Source organism: Roseibium sp. FZY0029 (assembly GCF_036350355.1).
GTDB lineage: Bacteria > Pseudomonadota > Alphaproteobacteria > Rhizobiales > Stappiaceae > Roseibium.
In genome coordinates this window covers 439,228-461,575 of sequence record NZ_JAZDVZ010000003.1, presented here as the reverse complement: position 1 = coordinate 461,575, position 22,348 = coordinate 439,228, and the positions used below count along the sequence as shown (strand labels likewise).

General features: G+C 59.0%; 18 protein-coding genes. 10 read left to right on the top strand and 8 right to left on the bottom strand.

Annotated elements, in window-relative coordinates; genetic code table 11:
• Window positions 1–23 precede the first annotated feature (23 nt).
• Window positions 24–947 carry an EamA family transporter RarD gene (rarD, locus tag V1T76_RS10470; protein ID WP_330560603.1) on the top strand — a complete coding sequence of 308 codons (924 nt, stop codon included), beginning with the start codon at window positions 24–26 and terminating at the stop codon, window positions 945–947.
• A 45-nt stretch (window positions 948–992) separates the two neighbouring features.
• Here the strand turns inward: rarD and V1T76_RS10465 are convergent, their stop codons facing one another.
• Complete coding sequence (locus V1T76_RS10465; protein ID WP_330560602.1) at window positions 993–2,246, bottom strand: GGDEF domain-containing response regulator; 1,254 nt, start codon at window positions 2,244–2,246, stop codon at window positions 993–995.
• 125 nt (window positions 2,247–2,371) lie between these two features.
• Window positions 2,372–3,007 carry a TIGR00730 family Rossman fold protein gene (locus tag V1T76_RS10460; RefSeq protein ID WP_442970105.1) on the bottom strand — a complete coding sequence of 212 codons (636 nt, stop codon included), beginning with the start codon at window positions 3,005–3,007 and terminating at the stop codon, window positions 2,372–2,374.
• A gap of 242 nt (window positions 3,008–3,249) precedes the next feature.
• Between V1T76_RS10460 and V1T76_RS10455 the strand changes: the two genes are divergently transcribed.
• The 7 genes from V1T76_RS10455 to V1T76_RS10425 all read left to right on the top strand — a co-directional run bounded on the left by V1T76_RS10455 (window position 3,250) and on the right by V1T76_RS10425 (window position 11,341).
• Window positions 3,250–4,827 (top strand): LysM peptidoglycan-binding domain-containing protein, encoded by a 1,578-nt coding sequence (locus V1T76_RS10455; RefSeq protein WP_330560601.1) that lies wholly within the window; start codon window positions 3,250–3,252, stop codon window positions 4,825–4,827.
• Window positions 4,828–5,129: 302 nt separating this feature from the next.
• The gene (locus V1T76_RS10450) at window positions 5,130–5,528 is read left to right on the top strand and encodes an ArsR/SmtB family transcription factor (protein ID WP_330560600.1); all 399 of its coding nucleotides are present in this window, start codon (window positions 5,130–5,132) and stop codon (window positions 5,526–5,528) included.
• 111 nt (window positions 5,529–5,639) lie between these two features.
• Window positions 5,640–7,526: an ABCB family ABC transporter ATP-binding protein/permease gene (locus V1T76_RS10445; RefSeq protein ID WP_330560817.1), complete on the top strand. Its 1,887-nt coding sequence runs from the start codon at window positions 5,640–5,642 to the stop codon at window positions 7,524–7,526.
• A 320-nt stretch (window positions 7,527–7,846) separates the two neighbouring features.
• Window positions 7,847–8,779, top strand: coding sequence for a LysR family transcriptional regulator (locus V1T76_RS10440; protein ID WP_330560599.1), 933 nt, complete (start codon window positions 7,847–7,849; stop codon window positions 8,777–8,779).
• A gap of 92 nt (window positions 8,780–8,871) precedes the next feature.
• Window positions 8,872–9,630: a phosphatidylserine decarboxylase gene (locus V1T76_RS10435; protein WP_330560816.1), complete on the top strand. Its 759-nt coding sequence runs from the start codon at window positions 8,872–8,874 to the stop codon at window positions 9,628–9,630.
• A 67-nt stretch (window positions 9,631–9,697) separates the two neighbouring features.
• Window positions 9,698–10,510, top strand: a complete 813-nt coding sequence (locus tag V1T76_RS10430) for a CDP-alcohol phosphatidyltransferase family protein (RefSeq protein ID WP_330560815.1) — start codon at window positions 9,698–9,700, stop codon at window positions 10,508–10,510.
• 81 nt (window positions 10,511–10,591) lie between these two features.
• The gene (locus tag V1T76_RS10425) at window positions 10,592–11,341 is read left to right on the top strand and encodes an SDR family oxidoreductase (RefSeq protein WP_330560598.1); all 750 of its coding nucleotides are present in this window, start codon (window positions 10,592–10,594) and stop codon (window positions 11,339–11,341) included.
• 99 nt (window positions 11,342–11,440) lie between these two features.
• On the opposite strand, the gene V1T76_RS10420 is transcribed toward V1T76_RS10425, so the two are convergent.
• The 4 genes from V1T76_RS10420 to V1T76_RS10405 form a co-directional block, all read right to left on the bottom strand.
• Complete coding sequence (locus V1T76_RS10420; protein ID WP_330560597.1) at window positions 11,441–12,394, bottom strand: bifunctional helix-turn-helix transcriptional regulator/GNAT family N-acetyltransferase; 954 nt, start codon at window positions 12,392–12,394, stop codon at window positions 11,441–11,443.
• Window positions 12,395–12,546: 152 nt separating this feature from the next.
• On the bottom strand, window positions 12,547–16,113 hold the full coding sequence (locus tag V1T76_RS10415; protein WP_330560596.1) for an efflux RND transporter permease subunit: 3,567 nt from the start codon (window positions 16,111–16,113) through the stop codon (window positions 12,547–12,549).
• Window positions 16,110–17,213, bottom strand: coding sequence for an efflux RND transporter periplasmic adaptor subunit (locus V1T76_RS10410; RefSeq protein ID WP_330560595.1), 1,104 nt, complete (start codon window positions 17,211–17,213; stop codon window positions 16,110–16,112). Before V1T76_RS10410 ends, V1T76_RS10415 begins: the two co-directional genes overlap by 4 nt.
• A 25-nt stretch (window positions 17,214–17,238) precedes the next feature.
• Window positions 17,239–17,796 carry a helix-turn-helix transcriptional regulator gene (locus V1T76_RS10405; RefSeq protein ID WP_330560594.1) on the bottom strand — a complete coding sequence of 186 codons (558 nt, stop codon included), beginning with the start codon at window positions 17,794–17,796 and terminating at the stop codon, window positions 17,239–17,241.
• Between the two features lie 308 nt (window positions 17,797–18,104).
• Here V1T76_RS10405 and V1T76_RS10400 point away from each other — a divergent pair, with 308 nt between their 5' ends.
• Window positions 18,105–18,491 carry a hypothetical protein gene (locus V1T76_RS10400; protein ID WP_330560593.1) on the top strand — a complete coding sequence of 129 codons (387 nt, stop codon included), beginning with the start codon at window positions 18,105–18,107 and terminating at the stop codon, window positions 18,489–18,491.
• Window positions 18,492–19,028: 537 nt separating this feature from the next.
• A complete protein-coding gene (locus V1T76_RS10395; RefSeq protein WP_330560592.1) occupies window positions 19,029–19,454 on the top strand; it encodes a hypothetical protein in 426 nt (141 codons plus the stop codon).
• A 17-nt stretch (window positions 19,455–19,471) separates the two neighbouring features.
• Here V1T76_RS10395 and pcaF read toward each other — a convergent pair whose 3' ends face one another.
• Both pcaF and V1T76_RS10385 read right to left on the bottom strand, forming a co-directional pair.
• Window positions 19,472–20,674, bottom strand: a complete 1,203-nt coding sequence (pcaF, locus tag V1T76_RS10390) for a 3-oxoadipyl-CoA thiolase (RefSeq protein ID WP_330560591.1) — start codon at window positions 20,672–20,674, stop codon at window positions 19,472–19,474.
• A 116-nt stretch (window positions 20,675–20,790) separates the two neighbouring features.
• Window positions 20,791–22,194, bottom strand: a complete 1,404-nt coding sequence (locus V1T76_RS10385) for a mannose-1-phosphate guanylyltransferase/mannose-6-phosphate isomerase (RefSeq protein WP_330560590.1) — start codon at window positions 22,192–22,194, stop codon at window positions 20,791–20,793.
• Window positions 22,195–22,348: the final 154 nt, after the last annotated feature.

The following is a 22,348-nucleotide window of genomic DNA, read 5'->3' as shown; positions in this document are numbered from 1 at the left end:
TCAGGCGCCAGAAAGGCAATGCCATGTCGCAGACGGTGACAAGCACCGAAGCGAGCACCGAATTCCGTCACGGCCTCCTGTTCGGTCTGGCGGCTTACGGCATGTGGGGCTTTCTTCCGGCCTACTACAAGCTGACGGAAACCGTGCCGGCAGACCTGGTGGTGTCGCATCGCATTCTCTGGTCGGTGCTGTTTGTCGGGGTATTTCTGTATGCGCGTGGCCGCTGGCAGGAAGTGCGCGAAGTGTTCCGTCAGCCGAAGGTGCTGATGGGACTGACGGTGTCGGCCACCCTGATTGCCATCAACTGGCTGACCTTCGTCTGGGCCATCGCACAAAACCACGTGCTGGATATTTCGCTCGGTTATTTCATCAACCCGCTGGTCAGCATTCTGGTTGGCCTGTTCGTGTTGCGGGAAAAACTGACAACCTGGCAGGGCATTGCCGTTGGTGTTGCCGCCCTTGCGGTCGTGCTGCAGGCGATCCTGGCAGGCGGACTTCCCTGGGTATCGCTGGTGCTGGCGTTTTCCTTCGCCGGCTATGGCTACGTGCGCAAGGTCGTGCCGGTGAAGGCAACGCCGGGGTTGTTTGTGGAGACCATCGTCTTGTTTCCGCTTGCTGCCGGCTACATGCTCTTGAGCCTGAGCTGGGGTGTCGACGCATTGGTGCTGAACGATCCGCCGGTGCTGCTTGCCCTCGTGGGAACGGGCATTGTTACGGCTTTGCCGCTGATCTGCTTTTCATCCGCCGCCAGGCGTCTTCCGCTCTTCATGCTGGGGCTGATGCAATATATGGCTCCGTCCATGCACTTTCTAATGGCGGTCTATATCTGGGGTGAGCCGCTGGACACAACAAAGCTGATGACCTTTGGCATGATCTGGGCTGCGCTGGCAGTGTTTTCCTACGACAGCTGGCGCCGTTACCGGCTGAACCAGCGTGTTGCGCGCTGAGGGGCGTGTCGCGGGCCTTCAGGTTAAAGCGGAACGCACGTGTGCCTAGTCGGAGTAGACCAATTGCCCGCGCCCGCTGCGTTTGGCGCCATAAAGTCTATGGTCGGCGGTCTTCAGGGCATCGCCGAACTTACCCCCTTCCAGCCGTGCCACACCGATGCTGGTCTTCATCAGGTGTTCGTCACCGTCCTGCCGGACAGGGGAGGCCAGAATGGAGTCCAGAAGGTTCTGCAGCCCTTCGATGACCTCGGTCTCTTTCTTGTCCCTAAAGACGATGCAGAATTCGTCGCCGCCGAGCCGCGAGACGATGTCGTCTTCCTTGGCGAGCTTCATCATGTGCCGGGCAAAGTTGACCAGAACCGCATCGCCGAAATCATGCCCGAGTGAATCGTTGATGGCCTTGAAGGAGTCGAGGTCCAGCAGGGCCAGCCAGTGCGCCCGCCCTTCCGAAGTCGGCCAGGTTGCTACCGCTTTTGTCGCCTGTTCCAGCAGATAGCGGCGGTTATAGAGCCCCGTAAGAGCATCCCGCATCGCCATGTTGTTGAGTTCTTCGATCCGGTAGATGTAATCGAGGTTCTGCGACACCCGCAGCAGCAGTTCTTCCGGCGGGCAGTTCTTGTCGACGAAATCCGCTGCGCCGTACTTCAGGAACCGGACCCGGTTGTCCGGATTGGCGTAGGACGACATGCCGATAACGCCGACCTTTTCCGGGTCGTGCACTCTGCGCACCGCCTTCAGAAAGGCAAAGCCGTCCTTTTCCGGCATGAAGTAATCTGCCAAAACCAGTTTGATGTCCTTGTGCTGCTTCAGGGTTTCGAGAGCTTCGTCGGTGGAGCCTGCTTGATAGATCTTGTAAAGATGCTTGCCGACGATCTGGGAAATCATCTCCCGTTCGACGGCTGAATCGTCCAGCACGAGGATGCCGATCTTCGGGTTCTGGGCCAGTTTTCGGATCAGGTCCGCGACATAGTTCAAGCTGCCGGGCGAGTCCTTCAGGACATAGTCGATGACGCCCTTTTCCAGAAACTTGCTGCGGGTTTTCGGGTCGAACCGGCTGGTGAAAACGATGGTGGGAATGTTCCACTTTTCGCACAGATCGACGATTTCCCCATCCGGTGCGTCCGGCAGGGTCAGATCGACAAGCGCAAGGTCAGGTTCGCCAATGGGCAGATTGAGGCAGTTCTCAGCTTCTTCATAGCTTCGCGCCACCATGATCTGGTGACGGCCAACCTCATGCAGTTTCTTGACGATTGCCTTCTCGAAAAACGCTGCATCTTCAACAAGAAGGGTAGTTTGCATTGAGTAGCCTGTTCCGTCAGCGCCTTATACAACGGTCCCATTCAACTTCGAGCACTGTACCTAGAACGGGTTCCGACAGTCACAGTCGAGGGAAAATCTTGCAATACTCTATACAGGGTAGAACTTTAGAGATCGGTTACCGTTGCGCAGGCTTCGTCGGTTGACAGAGGTTCGCCGTTGATGACCCGGCGCAGCATGGGCAGGACGTCGTCGACGGACCGGGCGACAAGATAGGGAACTTCCGTATCGGGCCGGATGTATCCCTGTGCCCGCATATGATCCAGAAGTTCCAGCAGAGGTGACCAGAAGCCGTTGATATTGGCCAGTGCCACCGGCTTGCGATGCTGGCCCAACTGAGCCCAGGTCATCATTTCAACGACTTCTTCCAGCGTGCCGATGCCGCCGGGAAGTGCGATGAAGGCGTCGGCTTTCTCGAACATCAGATGCTTGCGCTCATGCATGTCCTGCGTGACGACCAAATCTTCCAGCGTGTCCAGCATCACCTCGCGCTTTTCCAGAAAGCGCGGAATGATTCCCGTCACCTTGCCGCCGGCTTCCAGGGCGGCGTTTGCAACTGTTCCCATCAGGCCGACAGAGCCGCCACCATAGACAAGTCGAAGACCAGCCTCGGCGATAAGCTGTCCCAGACGGGTGGCGGATGCTTCGTGCGCCGGGTCGGAACCAAAGCTGGACCCGCAGTAAACACAGACGCTTGTAAGCTGATTTTGAGAAGGCGTATTCATGACGCAAAGATGTGGCATTCAGAGCGGCGAAAGGTCAAGCATTCTGTTTGAAAGGCCTTGGTTCTGAACCAGGTTTTCTTGCCGCGCCCGGAAAAGACGTTTATGCATGAAACAGGATCTGAAAATGGCCGGTAACAAAGTAAAAATGAACCGGCAAAGCCAGGGGATCGGCTGAGACAAGCAGCGCCTGAAAGGGTGCAAACAGGGGAACGGATTTGGAAAGCGCCGCAACGGCTGGCTGCTTTCCCGGCGGGATGACAATGAACAACAAGACACTCATCTGGACTTTGATCGTAGCCGTGCCCGTGGGCCTGGCCGCCCTGGTGACAGGGTATATTTATCGTGACACGGGGCACCTGCCTTTCCAGAGCGATACCGACGTCGCCGCGACTCCAACTGTTTCCGGTGATAGCCCGGCTTCCGAGCAGTCTGCCGGATCGCAAACAGAGGCCGGGGACGAAACATCTAAAACAGCTAAGGCGGATGCTTCAAAAGACGAACAGGCAGCGGACCCAGCGACATCCGGTCCGAGTTTTGACGTTGTCGGTGTCGAGCCGACCGGGGAAACAGTTGTCGCCGGCCGCTCGGTCGCAGGTGCCATTGTTGCCCTGACCGCAAACGGCAAGGTTGTCGGCAAGAGCATCGCCAACGAAATCGGCGAATGGACTATCATTCTGGATGAGCCGTTGAAACCGGGCGACTATGACGTAGGCCTGGAAGTGCATGACGACACCGGGAAACCGATTGCCACCTCCAGGGAACATCTTGCTGTCTCTTTGCCCGAAGGTGGCAAGGAACAGCCGCTCGTGGTGCTGAACACGCCTGATGGACCTTCCGACATCCTGCAGAAACCCGATGTCGAACAACAAGTAGCCTCGGCAACGACCGCAGCGCCGGCCGGTGAGGGCACTGCCGTGCAGGCTGGTGGCGCAGCCTCTGAGACTGATGTTGCCGCCGGAAAAGCAACGGCTGAAACCGCCGAAGGCACGAGGGAGCAGACCGCAGCAGCCTCCGCCGAGGCCACATCATCCGGAACAGGCACGGCAGCGCCTGATGCAAACGGCAGCGCTGCTTCCGTTTCCACGGCTGAAGCACCGGCCCAAGCTGCCGCAGATACGCCTTCCGCAGAAACTGACGTTGCTTCAGCGCAGGCAGGTGCAGCACCTGCCGCCGATGCGAGCCAGCAGGCCGCTTCCGACACGGCTGCAGCCGGTGGAAAGCAAGACGGTGGAACAGCCGTTGCGCTGGCCAGCCAGAATGAACCGGCTGCGGTTCCAGAGGCGGCGTCGGATGCCCCGACCGTGACTGTGGAAGCGGTGGAATCCGAACAGGACAAGGTCTTCATCGCGGGAACCGGAGAGCCGGGCTCATCCGTCCGTGTTTATGTCGGCGACGAGTTTCAGGGTGAGGCCAAAGTTAGTTCGGGCGGCAAGTGGCTCGTCCAGGGCGGCAAGAATATTGCTGAAGGCAATGTCGAGGTTCGCGCCGATCTGATTGGCGAGGATGGCAATACGGTTGACGCCCGTGCCGCCGTGACCTTCGAAAAGGAGCAGGACAAACAGATTGTGCTGACCAAGGTTGTCGCAAGCGGCGAGGGCGCCGGGGCCGAAGGCCAGGGAGCGGACATCAAGAAGGCCCTTCCGGTCGTGATCATCCGCAAGGGCGACAACCTGTGGCGCATTTCCCGGCGTCTTTACGGGGAAGGCCTCCGTTACACCACGATCTACAAGGCCAATCAGGAGCAGATCCGTAATCCGGACCTGATCTATCCCGGACAGGTCTTCCTGACGCCTGAAGGTGACCTGAACTGGCCGAAGCCGAACGGAAACGACGGCTGACAGCCGAGGGTTCCCGCCGCTGACATCGGCGGTTCGGGCCTGAACAGGGCCTGCCTGGTCTGCTCCAACCCCACGGCATGTCGCAAACGCCGTTTGCTGCTCTTGTATCTTGCGATGGGAAAGCCCTTAAGTGCCGGCATCGTTGGCCATCAAGGGGGCGTGCTTTGCTTTGGTTCCAAGCGACGAATAAAGGCAGGGTGGGTGGAACTGGCCTCCGCCATTTTGCCTCAACCCCTTGTTTTTTTCGTGATTCATCGCATATCAACGATGAAACAAACAATCGTGAATGAGGAAACCGCCCCATGAGCGGGACGGATCTGCCGACGGGTGGAAACAGCAACGACGAAGCGGAAGATCTGGCAAGCTGCGAAGATCTTGCGGCTATTTTCCGTGCCCTCGGGCATCCGGCCCGGCTGGCAATTATCAAGCAGCTCGCAAGCCGCAAGGGCGCCTGCTGCGGTGAGATTGTCAGTCATCTGCCGTTGGCTCAGTCGACCGTCTCACAGCACTTGCAGGTGTTGAAGGACGCAGGACTGCTGTTCTGCGACACCCGCGGCAGAAACTGCCACTACGCGCTCAATTGGCAAATGCTCAGTCTGGCCGGGTGTCGGACGAGGGAGTTCTGGGAGCGCCTGAATGCGGCGCAGCCCGAAGAGACAGAGCAGCCAGCCGGCACACTTCCGGTTTCCGCTACAGACTAACCCGAACGGCCGCCTTCCGTGGCCTGGAGATTTTGTGTGACCGATCAGACAGCGACCACGCCGCAAAAGCCTTCGGCTGCGGCTTCCGGCAGCCAATCCGCTCAAGCTCACATCCGCAAGCCAGTCAACGCAGACGAAGGCAGCACCTTCACGACGCTGGCCAATCTGTGGCCCTACATCTGGCCGTCCAACCGGCCGGATCTGAAGCAGCGCGTCCTTCTGGCTATCTTCACATTGGTCATCGCCAAGATCGTGACGGTCCTGTCGCCGTATTTCTTTGCCTGGGCAACGGACGCATTGACGGGAGAGGGCTCCGATCTGCCTGCCTTCCTCGTGGCTCCGGTCATGCTGGTGCTTGCCTATAACGCGGCCCGTGTTTTGGCGGTTGCCTTCAACCAGTTGCGCGATGCCCTGTTTGCCCGGGTCGGCCAGCATGCCGTGCGCCAGCTTGCCATTCTGACATTCCGACACCTGCATCAGCTTTCCCTGCGCTTTCACCTTGCCCGGCGAACGGGCGGGCTCAGCCGGGTGATCGAGCGCGGGGTCAAGGGGATCGAGGCGATTGTTCGCTTCACCATTTTGAACGGCATTCCCACGATTCTCGAATTCGCCATCATGGCAGCCGTGATCTGGTACCAGTTCGGCTTTCTCTATGTGGTCATCGTCGCGGTGATGATTGTTGCCTATGTCTGGTTCACCATCAAAACCTCCAACTGGCGCATCGGCATTCGTCGGGAAATGAACGACAGCGACACGGACGCCAACTCAAAGGCGATCGACAGTCTGCTCAACTTCGAAACGGTCAAGTATTTTGGCAATGAAAGCATGGAAGCCGCGCGCTTCGATGTGTCCATGGCGAGATACGAAAGCGCCGCCACGAAAACCTGGACGTCGCTTTCCTGGTTGAACTTCGGTCAGGCGGTGATCCTCGGCATCGGCATGGCAGCCTGCATGGGCTTGTCCGCGCAGGCCGTCCTTGCGGGTGAGCAGAACATCGGCGACTTCGTTCTGATCAACGCTCTGCTGATGCAGATTTCCATCCCGCTCAATTTCATCGGCTTTCTCTACCGTGAAATCCGTCAGGGCCTTGCGGACATTGAATCCATGTTCGACCTGTTGATGGTGCCGGCCGAAATCGAGGACAAGCCCGATGCCAGCCCGCTGAAGGCTGTTGAAGGCAAGATTGCCTTCAAGAACGTGCGCTTTCACTATGATGCCGACCGGCCAATCCTGAAGGGGATCGACTTCGAGGTTCCTGCCGGCAAGACGGTTGCCATCGTGGGGCCGTCCGGGGCGGGCAAATCGACGATCTCCCGACTTCTGTTCCGGTTCTACGACGTCACCGACGGTGCAGTGGAGATAGATGGCCAGGATGTGCGCGACGTGACCCAGGAAAGCGTGCGCCAGGCCATCGGCATGGTTCCGCAGGACACGGTGCTCTTCAACGACACGATTGCCTACAACATCCGCTATGGCCGCCCGGACGCAAGCGATGAAGAGGTGCGGGAAGCTGCACGCATGGCGCAGATCCACGACTTCATTGAGCGGCTGCCGCAGGGCTATGACGCAGAGGTTGGCGAGCGCGGGCTGAAGTTGTCCGGCGGTGAAAAGCAGCGTGTTGCGATTGCCCGCACGATCCTGAAATCACCGCCGATCCTTATTCTCGATGAGGCAACCTCGGCGCTCGACACCCACACGGAACGCGAGATCCAGTCGGCGCTGGATGAGGTTTCGCAGGATCGGACAACTCTGGTGATTGCCCACCGTCTCTCGACCGTGGTGAACGCGGATCAGATCATCGTGCTGGAAGCTGGCGAGATTGCCGAGCGCGGCACCCATCAGGAGCTGCTGGCCAAGGAAAACGGTCTTTATGCATCCATGTGGGCGCGTCAGCGCGAGGCGGACGAAGCCGAAGAACGGTTGCGGGCAGCGCGGGAAAACGACGAACTCGGCATCGTCACGCGTGGCCAAAGGGCAGACTACGTTCCGGCGAAATAGGATCGGTGACAGTCTTCTGTCGTCGTTCCGGCTCAGGCCGCGCGGATTGTTGGCTGTCCCTGGTCATTGTTACTGGCCAAGAGGTCTGTTGAGGCCCTTTGAGAAGCAGGGACAGTTGCAGTCCTTCTGAACAAAAGGCTTGAGATTGCTCCCGCCAGGCGACGCAGTTCGGCGTGACGGGCCGCGCGGGCGCGGGCTTCAAAGATATCTCCTGTATGTGTCATGGCGCTCTCCATCGCTAAGGGTGAGCTTTTGTCTCATATTGCTTAGTTTCGAAGAATAAGGCTTATATAGAAATAATTCTTCGAAAGAGTGGAATAATGAGACTGGAAGACCTGCAGTTTTTTGTCCGTATCGCGGAACTGGGCAGCATGGCAGCGGCCGGCCGGGAAATAGGCCTGTCGCCTTCTGCCGCCAGCACCCGGCTGACCGGCCTGGAAAAAGCCTTCGGATCTCAGCTTTTTGCCCGCACCACCAGGCGCACGACGCTGACAGAAGCCGGCCGCGTGCTGCTGCAGCACGCGCGCACGGCGGTCGGCGAGATTGAACAGGCCCGCTCCATACTGGAAGCGTCAACTGAAGCTCCGCGTGGTTCGCTCCGGTTTTCCTGCAACACCTTCTTCGGTCGCAAACACATTCTGCCCTATCTGGTGGAGTTCCATGAGCTTTACCCGGACATTCGCCTGGAAATGGACTTTTCCGACCGGATTGTGGATGTCATCGAGGAAGGGTACGACATGGCGGTGAGGGGAGCGCCGCTCACGGATTCCTCGCTGCTGGCTCGCAAGCTTGGCGGCAACCCGAGAGCCCTGTGTGCTTCTCCGGACTATCTGGCCCGCAAAGGGGTGCCACGCACGCCGGAAGATCTTGCCAACCACGACTGTATCGCCATGGCGTCCATGCCCTACTGGTATTTCAACGGACCGGAAGGCGAGATAGCTTTCGAGGTCCGGAAGCCGATCATCAAGGGCGACAGTGGCGATCTGACCTATGATGCCGCGCTTCACGGCCTTGGTCTCAGCCTGAAATCGCTGGCGCATGTCTGGGAGGATCTGCGCGACGGGCGGCTGGTGGCGGTTCTGCAGGACTATACGATTGCCCGCACAGGCGCGATCTGGGCCGTTTATCCGCCAAGTCAGTTCGTGCCGCCCAAGGTAACGGCTTTTGTCGATTTCCTGATTTCAAAATACGGACGGCCACCCTATTGGGAGAGTGACTACCGAACGGCTTTAAATGGCAAAACAGGGTCGTAAACCGTGTGGTTTTCAAGAAAAGCCGGTTCTCTTTGCCTTGAAAAGCCACTAGAAGCGGGGCAGAAGCTAAAGCGCAAAGGGTGCGTTCGGCCCTGCGCCACGACCGCGCCTGCCGGCAGGCAGTAACTGAAAGTGAAGATTACAATATGTCGATAGTCGATTCCGTCTCCAAGGCCATGGTGCCGATCCATCGTGAAGGCTGGCCCTTCATCGCGATTGCTCTGGTGGCGACACTCGTTATCGGCTGGTTCATCGATCCCTTGTTCTGGATTGGCCTCTTCCTCACCGGTTGGGTCTGCTATTTCTTCCGTGATCCCAAGCGCGTGACACCGGTAGGCGAAGGACTGGTGATTTCCCCGGCCGACGGTGTCGTCAGCCTTGTCGGCCTCGCACGTCCGCCTGCGGAGCTGGAGCTGGGCTCAGAACCACTGATGCGCGTCTCCGTTTTCATGAATGTGTTCAACTGCCATGTGAACCGCGCACCTGTGGGTGGCCGGATCGAACGGGTGGCTTATCGGGCCGGTAAGTTCCTGAACGCCGAACTGGACAAGGCCAGCGAAGACAACGAGCGCAATGGCCTGGTTATCGACACGGGTCATGGCCGCATCGGCGTCGTGCAGATTGCCGGCCTGGTTGCCCGCCGTATTGTCTGTTTCGTTCGTGAAGGCGAAAATCTCTCTGCCGGCGAGCGTTTTGGCCTGATCCGCTTCGGCTCGCGTCTTGATGTCTACTTCCCGGCCGGCACCCAGCCGAAGGTCGCACTGGGCCAGACCATGATTGCCGGTGAAACGGTGCTGGCCGATTTGTCCGCGCCGCAAAGCCCGGCGCAATCCCTGACCCGAGTAAGCTGAGGCAACCGTGAACGAAACGCCCGACCATGGATCGTCCGACGTCCGCAGGACACCGCGTTTCCGGCGAGTGCCGCTGCGCCTGATCATCCCGAACATGGTGACCCTTCTGGCGCTCTGCTCCGGTCTGACAGCGGTCCGCATGGCGTTCGAGGGGCGTTGGGAATTTGCGGTAGGCGCCATACTTGTGGCTGCCGTGCTGGACGGGCTGGACGGACGCGTTGCCCGCATGATGAAGGGGACGTCGCGGTTCGGGGCGGAACTCGATTCCCTGTCCGATTTCGTCAATTTCGGCGTAACGCCGGCCTTGATGCTCTACCTCTGGATCCTCAAGGACGCCGGCAACATGGGGTGGATTGCGTCTCTGATCTTTGCAATTTCAGCAGCCCTTCGCCTGGCGCGTTTCAATGTTGCGCTGGACGATCCGAACAAGCCTGCCTGGGCATCGCGTTTTTTTACTGGGGTTCCGGCTCCCGCCGGGGCACTGACCGTGCTCCTGCCGCTGTATCTGGACTTCCTCGGCCTGTTTCCCCACTGGTTCGCAGATGATGCATTCGTTGCGGCGTATACCATCGGCGTGGCCTTCCTTCTGATCAGCCGTTTGCCGACGTATTCCGGCAAGACCCTGGGAACAAGGGTTCGCCGCGACTTCGTGTTGCCGTTGTTTCTGGTTGCCGTGCTGATCGTGGCCATGACTGTTTCCTATCCCTTCCGCATGCTTGCCGGGGGCGCGGTGCTGTATCTGCTGACGATCCCGTTCTCCTGGCGCGCGCACAGAAAGCTGGTTCTGGCCGATACCACCCTCGGCTTCGAGGATGACGGCGACGAATGCGACATCGATCTCGACAATATCGCTGACAGGGACAAGGACCACGGCGGCTGACACCCTCCTGATCGCAAATCGGGTTTCAGCGAACGGTTTTCTGGTTCAATTAGGCCTCCTCACCAAATGAGGAGCCTTCTCATGCTTGATGGAAAAACAATTCTGATAACCGGTGCTAGCAGCGGCATCGGAGCGGCTGCTGCGCGTCTTCTTGCCGATGCAGGTGCGAACCTGATGCTGGCCGCACGGCGGAAAGATCGTCTCGAAGAGGTGCGGTCGTCATTGCCTCATGCCTCAAACCGGATCGCACTGTTCGTTGGTGATGTCTGCGATACCACATTCTCCGAAGCTTCCGTGAAAGCGACGCTCGACGCTTTTGGCGGTCTCGATGCTGCATTCAACAATGCAGGCACGCTTGGAGAAATGGGGCCTGTGCCTGACATGAGCCTTGAGAACTGGAACCATGTCGTTGCAACCAATCTCAACAGCGCCTTTCTGGCTGCCAAATATCAGATCCCGGTTATGCGTGAGCGGGGAGGCGGTTCGATTGTGTTCACCTCGTCGTTCGTCGGTCATGGCATCGGTTTCCCGGGCATGGCTGCCTATGCAGCAGCGAAGGCCGGACTTGTCGGCCTGACGCAGGTTCTGGCAGCTGAGCACGGACCGGAAAACATCCGTGTCAATGCACTGCTTCCTGGCGGCACAATGACCGACATGGCTGGCAACGACCCGGCTTTCCACGAGTACATAGCCGGCCTCCATGCCCTGAAGCGGATGGCAGAGCCTGAAGAGATCGCCAGGGCGGCTGAATTCCTGCTGTCGGACGCCAGTTCATTCGTTACCGGCTCAGCGATGGTGTGTGATGGCGGAAATTCTATCTTCAAAGGATGAATGGACGCATGAAACGGTTCGGGTGATGACCCGGACCGTTCCTTGTTGCTGATAGGCTAAAATGCGCCCAGTCGCAGGGAATATCCGCGAGCAGCACATTCACTTCGGACGCACCCTCATGAATTTCTGTTCCGTGACAGACTTGCCCCATTGATCGCCGACGTATTCTTCGACGAGGGTGAAACCGTTTTTCTCGTAGAGCATGCGTGCCGCGTCGAGCCCCTTCAGCGTCCACAGGTGGATTTCGTCGAAGCCAAGGTTGTCCGAATGGTCGAGCGCCTTCTGGAGCAGGGCTCTTCCCACGCCCTTGCCCCGCAGGCGCTCGGACAGGATGAACCAGCGAAGATGGGCGATGTTGTTGCCGAGATCTTCGCCGTCAATGGTGATGGAGCCGATGACGGCGCCGTTTTCCAGCACGCTCCAACTGTTGTTCATGGGATTGCCGACACGTGGCATGAATTCGGCCATGGCTTTCGAAACCACGCTTTCAAAGGTCGGCCCCATTCCGATGATGTGGCCATGGGTGCGGGCATGCATGCTGGCAATGTCCCCGATCATACCGGTTTGATATCCCTCGGCGATGGTGAACTGCGGCTGATAGTCGGCCGCCGCTTCCTGAGGAGCGGCAAGGGCTTCCGCATAGGCGGCCATGGCGTCGCAAATCTCTTGGGCCTTCTCTCCATTGATCTTGTCGAGTGCTCTTCGGGCAAGAGCCTCGCCGTAGCTGTCGATCTTTGAAAACGTCGCTTTTCCGGCTTCTGTCAGGGTCAGACCAAACGACCGGCCATCACTGTCGGACCGCGTCTGAGTGATGTCGCCGCGTGCCTCCAGTGACTTCAGCAAGCGGCTGATGGTTGATTTCTCGAGCTTGAGTCTCGCCGAAATCTCCTTGGCGGTAATGCCAGGGTTCAAACCGATCTCCATCATCGCATGGACGCCTGAGCCTGACAGGTCGGTACCGGCGATGGTCTTGTCCAGAAAACCGAATTCGCGGACCAGTTGACGGGACGCTGCACGGATATCGCTAACAAGGGTGGGGGAGTGCTGGGACATGCAGAAGCCTATATAGTTGTATATTGCAACTATATGACCCAAGGTTCAGGAGTTCAAGGGATTTTCGTGCGCTTGCTCAACAAAACCCGGGGCTTTGCATCAACAAAAAAGGCCGCCGGAAACCGGCGGCCTTTCGAGGGATGTTCGTTGGATTATTCCGCCGCGTGCGGCAGATCCTCCCGAGGAGGGATCTTCGGCTGCGAAGGCGTCGGCATGGACACCACCTTTGCCGCCGGGCGCTGTTGTTCCGGCTGATCGCCGAGCGCCACAGGTTCCGGGGTTTCTTGCCCTGTGCCGCGTCCGGACTTGGGCCGGAAGTAGGCAACGCCTTTCCGGAACGTGCCAGCCCACACACTCGGCACTGCAATCATGACCGGGATCATCAGCAGCGTCAGCAGGGTGGAGAAGGCAAGGCCGGAAATCACCGCCGTTGCGAGCTGCACCCACCAGACCGCTGTGATGCCACCGAATGAGGTCACCTGATTGAAGAAATCGAAGTTGATCATGGTGGCCATGGGCACAAGGCCGGCAATGGTCGTGATGGTCGTCAGCAGGATTGGCCGGATACGCTGGGCGGATGTTTTCAGGATCGCGTCTACCGGTTCGAGGCCATCTTCAAGAAACCTGTTGTAGGTATCGATCAGGACGATGGCGTTGTTGACCACGATACCGGCAAGCGCAACCACCCCGGTCCCGGTCATGATGATCGAGAACGGCTGCTGGGTTATGAGCATGCCGAGCAGTACCCCGAACACCGACAGAACCACCGTCGAGAGCGTCAGGATGGTCTGGTAGAACGAGTTGAACTGGGTCAGCAGGATCAGGAACATCAGGAACAGCGAAGCAACCATCGCCTTGATGAGGAACTCGCCCGATTCCTGCTGGTCCTCATCCGCACCGCGGAACTTCAGGAACACGTTGGCAGGCCATTCCTGTGTATCCAGCCACTTCTGGAGCGCGGCAACCTGTTCTGTCGGGTTGGAACCGCTTTCCGGATTGACCGCCGCCTTCACAAACATGGAGTAGAGCCCGTCACGGCGCACGATCTCGGACACCTTCTGAGCCGGTTCGCGGCTGACGAAATTCGCCAGCGGCACGAGCCCGAGGGATGTCTGCAGGCGGAGCTGATCGAACCGGTCGATGCTCCGCTCGTTCTCCGGCAGGCGCACACGGATGTCCACCTCGTCCTCGCTGTCGCCAGGACGATAGGTTCCGATCAGGACACCGTTGGTGACGAGCTGAACCATGTTGCCAACGGAAGCGATGCTCGCCTGGTAGCGGCCGGCCTGTTCCCGGTCGATGGTGATCTGCCATTCGATGCCGGGCAGGGGACGGTCGTCCTCCTGGTTCATCAGCGTGTCCATGCCGTTGACATGGTCGCGTATGCGGGCAACAGCGGCAACCATGTCGTTGTAGTCGGTGGACTTGATCTCCAGCTGGACGTCCTTGCCTGTTGGCGGGCCGCCTTCGATCTTGCGAGTCTCCACCTTGATGCCGGGGATGTCGCCGGTTGCGGCACGGATGTCGGCGAAGATTTCCTTCGCCACACGGCGGCAGCAGAAATCTGCAAGTTCGATGTTGATCTCGCCCATCACGTCGGCGGGCTTGTCCTGGACGTCTCCGACCGACGGGCCACCGGACGAACCACCGGGCGTGAAAGCGTTGGTGATGACGTTGTCGACACCCGGAATGGACAGGATCCTGTCTTCAACCTGCACGACGAGGTCGCGGGCCTCAGAAGCCGACATGTTGCCGCGTCCGGATACCAGAACCACCGCCTGTTCCGGTTCTTCATCGATGAAGAACTGAACACCGGTCGGGTTCATCATGAACGCACCAACGATCACCACGCAGCTGCCGATCAGCAGCACGATGGCGGCGATGTTTCCGAGCGGGTTGCCCGCAAACATCTTCAGGACGCGTACATAGACGCCTGTAAATCCGCGCACCTTCCGCACGTCGAACGCTTCGGAGCCGGAAAGCGTGGCAGCCTCTGCCCGGTCGATCTCAGCCCGTTTGGCAGCACGCGCCTGCGACCAGCGCACAAACGGACGCAGCATCTTGTAGGAGACGAAGCCGACGAGAACGAGGGCGACAAGGCCGCACAGGATGGCTATGACCGTGGCCGCTACTGCCGGTACGACACCCTCAAGGGCCATGGGTACGAACGGGCCGAATGCCACGATGACGCCAACCAGCAGGCCAAACGTCAGCGCCAGGAGCACTGCGGCATACCGGTTGAGGAAGTGCGAGACCTGCGCCAGGATGCCGCCCGTCACTGGCAGGAACACCATTGCGGTGAACAGCGAGGCGGTCAGGACGATGATCACCATGATCGGCAGGTAGCTCATGAACTCGCCGGCAACACCCGGCCAGAGAAGCATGGGCAGGAACGCCACCAGGGTGGTCGCCGTCGAGGACACGATCGGCCAGAACATCAGCTTCGCTGCGCGGATGTAGGCCTCGCGGTCTTCCATGCCTTCCTGGATTTTCCGGTCAGCATATTCGGTCATCACGATGGCGCCGTCGACCAGGAGGCCCACGGTCAGAACGAGACCGAACATGACCATGTTGTTGACCGTATAGCCGACCCCGCCGAGGATCAGGAAGCCGACCATGAAGGAGGTCGGGATGGCCAGACCCACCAGGAGGGCAGACCGCATGCCAAGCGCCGCCAGAACCAGGATCATCACCAGGAAGATCGCGGTCAGGATCGACGACTGCAGCGAGCCGAGCACTTCGAAGATGTTGTTGGACTGGTCCAGCATCATGTCGACGCGAACCGTCTCGGGCCAATCCTTGGAGGCATTCTCGACAACCTGGCGAACCGCCGCGTTGTTCTCGATGATGTTGGTACCGATGCGCTTGACGACCTGCAGCGCGATCGCCGGGTTGCCGTTGACACGCGTATAGGCGTTGGGGTCCTTGAAGGTGCGCCGGATCTCGGCGACATCCGCAAGGGTCACCACACCTTCACCGCTTTGTTTCAGCGGCAGCGAGTAGACATCTTCCGCAGTCTCGACAAGGCCGGGAACCTTCACGTTGAACCGACCCTTGCCGCCGTCGATAAAGCCGGCGGGCACGAGCTGGTTGTTGAGTTGCAGCGAGTTCAGCAGCTCCTGCTGCGTGATCGAGTAGGATTCCAGTTTCTGGGTGTCGATCAGAACTTCCAGCAGCTCTTCACGGTGTCCTGTCAGATCCGCCGAGCGCACGGTATCGATGGCCTCGATCTCGTCCTTGAGCCGCCGGGCATGCTTGTAGAGCGTGCGTTCCGGCACGTTGCCGGAAAGGGCAATGATCATGGTCGGCGCGAGCGCGAAGTTCATTTCCGTGATCGTCGGCTCTTCGGCTTCATCCGGAAGCTTGCTTTTGGCCTGGTCGACCTTGTCACGCACGTCCGCCAGCGCCTCGTCCTTGTTGAACGAGATGTCGAACTCCAGCACGATGCCCGCATGACTTTCGGAAGCAATCGCGGTGATTTCCTTCAGCCCGTCAAGACCGCGCAATTCCGTTTCCATCGGCCGCACAAGCAGGCGTTCGGAGTCTTCCGGAGAAATGCCCTGCTGGGTGATCGAAATATAGAAGATCGGCAGATCTATGTCCGGGCTGGCTTCCTTCGGGATCGAGATATAGGTGGCTACACCGGCGACAATGAGCGCCAACATCAGCACGAATACCGTCTTGGGGCGTCGAAGGACGCCTTCGAGCATGTCTATCATTTGCTCACCTCTGCCGTCTCAAAGACCGGTTGCACGAGCTCTCCATCCGAGACGTATTCCTGCCCCACGGTGATGGCGACGACTTCATCGGGAAGTCCACCCACCCACATTCCGTCCTGTTCTCCGCCCAGCACCTTGACCGGGTAGAAGACGGTCTTGTTGTTTTCGTCGACTGCGCGAATGCCCACCTGGCCTGCATCATTGAGGGTCAGGATGGCCGGTGAAATCTTGTGTGCCTTTTCCGCTTCCAGCTCCAGTTCGGTCACGGCCGTAACGCCGTCCCGGGCCTCGCCGTCGGGATTGGGCAGCTCGACCTCGATGCGGAAGGTTTTCGTATCCGGATTTGCCGTCGGCGAGATGTAGCGCACCTTGCCGTTGAGCGTTTCACCGGTCACGAGGGTAACCTTTGCCGGCATGCCGAGCGAAATCTCGGCGATATTGAGTTCCGAGACTTCGCCGATGGCAATCATCGGATCGGAATCGACAACAGTGGCGCAGATACCGCCTTGTTCAAGCTGGCCACCGATTTCAGCCATCGAACTCTCAATGACACCGGCAATCGGCGAGCGGATGACGGTGTGTTCGAGCTCCTGTTCGGCTTCAATGAGACGCGCCTTGGCGGCATCGAGCTGGGCCTGCAGGGCAGCCACACGGGTTTGGGCAGTAAAGCCCTTGCTGTTCAGCTGTGTTGCGGCCTCATGATCCAGTTCCGCCTGGGCCAGAGCGGCCTTGGCTTCCAGAATGCGCGATTCCCGCGAGCCCTTGTCGAGAACGCACAACACATCCCCGGCATCAACATGAGCACCTTCCTGGGCCGGACGTTGCACCACATCATCGGTTGTCTTGGATCGGACAGCGACCTTGGCTTCGGCCTCGGTGCGCCCGCGCACTTCCAGTATGGCCCGCCGATCCTGCGCCACCAGACGCTGGACCTGCACCCGGAACGTTTCACTGGTGGCCTGGCTGACCCTGAGGGCCGGGGGAAGGGTTGCGTGTTCGCTGTCCCCGACACCGCCGATAACAACCGACCCGCTATACATCCAGAAGCCGATTCCTGCGGCAATGCCGGTTGCCAGGAGGTAGGAAAACTTCACTCGCATTATCTAAAGCTCCGAAACGTCTGGCTTACTCTGCGGCCGCCACGACTGGCTGTGCCGCTTCTTCGGCAATCTTGATCAAGGCCTCGCCATGTTCTTCCAGATAGGCGAGGGTGAAATTCATGCAGGCAATGCCGTAATCACGTGTCCAGGCGGATCCGGGATGGGTGCATTCCTGGTCTTTTTCGTTGTCTGTCAAAAGGCGCAGTTCGGCCTCCACCTGTGCCTTGCGCCGCTCGATCGCGCGGCGGATGACCTCGGGAGGCAGCTGCGCGGCGTTGAGAGCGATCAGCAGAAAGGGAGACTTGAAGGTGTCCGGTGCCTGGGGATCGCACAGGGACTGAATGAAATCTTCCCGGCCGGCATCGGTGATGGAATAAACCTTGCGGGCGGGCTTGCCTGCCTGCGGTTCCTCGCGCACGGTCACGAAGCCTTCCGACTCCAGACGCGCCAGCGCCGGATAGATGGAGCCGAAGCTCGCATCGTCGAAATAGCTGAACCGACCTTCGGTGGACTCCTTCCGAATTTCGTATCCGGTGGCGTCTCCGAAAGACAGGATTGCAAGACAGAGGCTGCGTACACTCATTGACAACTCCGCTGCCTGGGAGCGTCCTCCCGGCATGACAGCCTTCTTACGAGCCCGGGTGTGATCCGGATGACGTAAAGAGCATCGCAAGAAGTGTCATATGTTGGTTCGATATATCGAACAAATATATGCTTCCCTATCCGTAATCAAGGGTGCGCCGCACAATTCCCGTCTCGAGGATGAACAAACTATGAGCTGATCTTAAAATTTCTCTGACTTGCTCTATTTGACAGGTTGTTGCTGGGTGACAATCGGCGCTAGGCTGAGACGACAACGAAACCGCAATGGAACCACAGGGAGTGTTCGGCATGACAACGTCAATAAAGGCCCTGGTTCGCCTGAAGCTTCCGAAAGACCCTCTGTTCCGTCTGCTTGCGGTCAACGGCCTTGCGGGAACGGCAATTGCCGGCCTCGTCCTTGGAGGCATCTTTCTTGGCAATATCGGTAATCTGAGGGTGCTGGTGATGTCGGCTGAAGATCCGGTGCTACCGGTGATCATGCTCGCATTCGGCCTGTTCATCACCCTCGGGTCGGTGGTCATGGGCTCGGCTATCATGCTGCTGGGCGACAACGGCCGGAACGGCAATGGCAAGGGTGGGGCCGCAAGGCGCAGACTGCCGGTGTCGTTCACCGGGCAATTGAAACCGGTCCCGGTTCCTGCAAAAGCTGGATACAGGCGCGATCTGCGTCGGTGAACCCTTTCGGGCAGTTCAACACCTTGCGTAAACGGTCAATGAGCAAGTTGCTTGTAGACTGGCGTCGCCTTGGCGGACGCAGTTGGTTTTGATCCGAGATCAGCAAACAAGGTCATGGCCGCAGCTGCCAGGAGTAGCAGCAATCCGAGGGATGAGAGCCTCATCTCACCGGTCCTTTCGATCATGACATCCTCCGTTTTGATGGGAGAGGGTATACAGCCGCAGGATATAAAGTCCCGGTAATACCTCTTGTAAAATTTTACGTACATTCAAATACGTAGACGCAAAATCCACAGGGTCCCCTTATGGAGTTGCTGGGGCCCTCTGCCGAGGTGGCCCGCGATCCTGCGGCGCGTCCTTCTTTCAGGAAATAACGCGAAACACTGGACGCCAGGGCGTGTTCATCTGATAGCTGCCGCAGTTAACCATCATCCTTGAAAAACATGTCAGTTCTGCAAGGTAAGGTTGCGGTTTTTTGAGGGTTCATTTACGACCAAAGGTAGTTTAACGATTTGTTAATCAATTGCTGGAGTTGTAATGCGATTTCTTTTTCGCAACGTGCACATATTTGTTTTCGCAAGCCTTTCAGCTTCCGCTGCAGTGTGGATCGCAAGCAACCCTCAAAAGGCTGCGGAACTGGCGCAGCCTCTGATTGATGATGCCGTCGAGCTTCAGAGCATGACGATAAAAGCCTATCGCGAAGTTCGTGACCTGGACCTGCGGGACGCGGCGGATGAAGCCGTTTCCTACTATGTTGCGGCATTGCGAATGCCCAGCCTGCTGTTCGAGCGGCTGGCCGATCAACTCGATGATGTCGACGACACGCTGGAGCGGCGCACGCAGGCAGAACCAGTTCCTCGAAAGGTGGTTCCAATCGGCCACGGTCGTCCTGTGCCGGTCAGGTCTGTGCCTCACCCGCACTCGCGCTCGGACGATAGACCCCTCGTTTCAGTGCCCATCTGATCTGGAGCCGCAAAGGTTCAGGCAGAGGCCAATGCCAGCGCAATGCCCTGACCGACGCCGATGCACATGGTCGCAAGCGCAAGGTTGCCACCCCGCCTCTTCAGCTCCAGAGCCGCTGTTCCGGTAATTCGGGCACCTGACATCCCCAGGGGATGGCCGAGGGCGATTGCGCCCCCGTTCGGATTGAGGAATTCGCTGTCTTCAGGCAGGCCAAGGTCTCGCATGACGGCAATCCCCTGTGCGGCAAAGGCTTCGTTGAGCTCGATCACGTCGAATTCTGGCAGCGCAATGCCCAGGCGTGCGCAGAGCTTGCGCGTCGCCGGTGCCGGGCCGATACCCATGATGCGAGGCGGCACACCTGCGGTGGCTCCGCCAACGACGCGGGCAATCGGTGTGAGATTGTGCTTTTCCACCGCTGCTTCCGAGGCGATCAGCAGCGCGGCTGCGCCATCATTCACGCCCGAGGCGTTGCCTGCGGTCACTGAGCCGTTTTCCCTGAAGGGTGTCCTCAGCGCGGCAAGGGCCTCCAGCGTTGTAATTCTGGGGTGTTCGTCCTTGTCCACCAGGATCGGATCGCCCTTGCGTTGCGGGATCATGACCGGCACGATTTCTTCGGCGAACCGGCCGGACTGCAGGGCTTCTGCGGCCCGCTGCTGGCTACGCAGCGCGAAGGCGTCCTGGTCCTCGCGCGAGATCTGAAATTGTTCGGCCACGTTCTCCGCCGTTTCAGGCATGGAATCGATGCCGTACTGGCGTTTGAGAAGCGGATTGACGAACCGCCAGCCGATAGTCGTGTCGAAGATTTCAGCTGATCGGGAAAAGGCCGCATCGGCCTTGGGCATGACGAAAGGCGCGCGGGACATGCTCTCGACGCCGCCGGCAATGGCGAGATCGATTTCTCCGGCCTTGATCGCCCGTGCCGCGGTCATGACCGCATCCATACCCGAGCCGCAAAGACGGTTGAGTGTCAGACCCGGAACGGTTTCCGGCAGCCCTGCCAGCAGTGCCGACATGCGCGCGACATTGCGATTGTCTTCACCGGCCTGGTTGGCGCAGCCGTAGAAAATGTCGTCGACTTCCGCCCAGTCCGTGTCCGGATTGCGCTCCATAAGCGCACTGATCGGGATCGCACCGAGATCGTCAGCACGGACAGAGGACAGCATGCCGCCATAACGTCCGATGGGGGTGCGGACATAATCGCAGATGAAGACATGGTGCATGGGATGGATCCTGTCCGTGGCGGTGATGGCCGCCCTTGTCGGCGGCCGTATAGGGGTAAAGTCTTGCCGGAAAGCCTCTTCCAGAGCAAGGACATGTCACGCAGAACGCGCTGGTTTCACGACTTCTGTGATGTGTCCGGATGGCGCCGGATATCGTCTTCCTGCAAATAGGTTCCGGACTGCACCTCGATCATCCGCACGGGGATCTTGCCCGGGTTGTGCAGTGTGTGTTGCGCGCCGAGGGGTACATAGGCGGACTGGTTCTCACTGAGCAGCCTGGTTTCGCCGTTGATCGTGATTTCGAGCGTACCAGTTACCACCACCCAGTGCTCTGCCCGGTGAAGGTGGCTTTGCAGGCTCAGCCTCTTGCCCGGCTTGATCATCATCGACTGCACAGAAAAGCGCTCGCCGGCGTTGATGCGTTCCGTATATCCCCAGGGGCGATAGGACCGCGGGTGCCGATCGACCTCGTGCCTGCCTTCCGCCTTCAGTTGCTCCACCACGGTCTTGACGTCCTGAGCCTTGTCCTTGTGGGCGACCAGGACGCTGTCGGTTGTCGCAATCACCATCACGTCTTCAAGCCCGATGACGGAGACAAGCCCGCGTTCTGCGTAAGCCAGGCAATTCTCGCTGTCGAGGAAGCGCGCATCGCCCAGTCCGGAATTACCCTGGGCATCCTTGTCCAGCACCGTCCAGATGGCTGACCAGGACCCCAGGTCATCCCATTGCGGCGCGACTGGCGCACACACCACATTGCTGGCCTTCTCCATGATCGCATAATCGATCGAAATATTGTCCAGCGCTTCAAAGGCTTCCTGGTCAAGCCGCGTGAAATCGAGGTCGCCGTGCCGTGTCTTCATGACGTTCACGATTTGCTCGTAAAGATCCGGCTGATGCTGCTTGAAAGCGTCAATCATGGTCGTCGCCGCATAAAGAAAGATACCGGCGTTCCAGACGTAGCTGCCATCTTTCAGGAAAGCCTCGGCGCGCTCGTGGTCGGGCTTTTCAACGAAGGCTTCCACGGGCCGTACCGGCTCAGACCCGCTCGCTACCTTGATATAGCCGTAACCGGTGTTCGCTTCACTGGGCTCAATGCCGAAGGTCACGATCTTGCCGGCTCGCGCTGCTTCCTCGGCCTGCTGGACAGCCTCCAGGAAAACAGCCTCCTTCCGGATCAGATGGTCGGACGGCAACAGCAGGATAAGGGCGTTGGGGTCCGTTTCGGCAGCAATCAGGGCGGCCATCAGGGCAGGGGGGGCGGTGTTGCGGCCGACCGGCTCCAGCAGGATCGACTGGGCTTCCAGTCCAAGTTCGTTGAGCTGTTCCCCGATCAGGAAGCGGTGGGCGTTGCTGCCGATGACGATTGGAGCGGCAAAGTCAGGATGATTGACCCGCTTGCAGGTCTTCTGGAAGAGACTTTCCCCGCCAAAAAGTGGCAAAAACTGTTTTGGCCGGTCAGTGCGTGACAGCGGCCACAGCCGCGAACCGACACCACCGGACAAAATACAAGGGAAAATCATGCTTTGGTTCCTGTTCTGCTTCTACAAATGAGGTGTTTGCGGGCGAACCACGGTTGCTTTGAGTGTTAATCAGCCGAGGGACAAGTTGCAAGCAAGCGGCTTGAACGCTACATACGTAATAACGTAACGCCGGGGCGTTGGTTCCCATTGAGCG

Bases quoted from the DNA above. Each gene is read 5' to 3' on its own strand.
- rarD (WP_330560603.1), top strand. From the start codon at position 24: ATGTCGCAGACGGTGACAAGCACCGAAGCGAGCACCGAATTCCGTCAC.
- V1T76_RS10465 (WP_330560602.1), bottom strand. From the start codon at position 2,246: ATGCAAACTACCCTTCTTGTTGAAGATGCAGCGTTTTTCGAGAAGGCA.
- V1T76_RS10460 (WP_442970105.1), bottom strand. From the start codon at position 3,007: ATGCCACATCTTTGCGTCATGAATACGCCTTCTCAAAATCAGCTTACA.
- V1T76_RS10455 (WP_330560601.1), top strand. From the start codon at position 3,250: ATGAACAACAAGACACTCATCTGGACTTTGATCGTAGCCGTGCCCGTG.
- V1T76_RS10450 (WP_330560600.1), top strand. From the start codon at position 5,130: ATGAGCGGGACGGATCTGCCGACGGGTGGAAACAGCAACGACGAAGCG.
- V1T76_RS10440 (WP_330560599.1), top strand. From the start codon at position 7,847: ATGAGACTGGAAGACCTGCAGTTTTTTGTCCGTATCGCGGAACTGGGC.
- V1T76_RS10425 (WP_330560598.1), top strand. From the start codon at position 10,592: ATGCTTGATGGAAAAACAATTCTGATAACCGGTGCTAGCAGCGGCATC.
- V1T76_RS10420 (WP_330560597.1), bottom strand. From the start codon at position 12,394: ATGTCCCAGCACTCCCCCACCCTTGTTAGCGATATCCGTGCAGCGTCC.
- V1T76_RS10415 (WP_330560596.1), bottom strand. From the start codon at position 16,113: ATGATAGACATGCTCGAAGGCGTCCTTCGACGCCCCAAGACGGTATTC.
- V1T76_RS10410 (WP_330560595.1), bottom strand. From the start codon at position 17,213: ATGCGAGTGAAGTTTTCCTACCTCCTGGCAACCGGCATTGCCGCAGGA.
- V1T76_RS10405 (WP_330560594.1), bottom strand. From the start codon at position 17,796: ATGAGTGTACGCAGCCTCTGTCTTGCAATCCTGTCTTTCGGAGACGCC.
- V1T76_RS10400 (WP_330560593.1), top strand. From the start codon at position 18,105: ATGACAACGTCAATAAAGGCCCTGGTTCGCCTGAAGCTTCCGAAAGAC.
- V1T76_RS10395 (WP_330560592.1), top strand. From the start codon at position 19,029: ATGCGATTTCTTTTTCGCAACGTGCACATATTTGTTTTCGCAAGCCTT.
- pcaF (WP_330560591.1), bottom strand. From the start codon at position 20,674: ATGCACCATGTCTTCATCTGCGATTATGTCCGCACCCCCATCGGACGT.
- V1T76_RS10385 (WP_330560590.1), bottom strand. From the start codon at position 22,194: ATGATTTTCCCTTGTATTTTGTCCGGTGGTGTCGGTTCGCGGCTGTGG.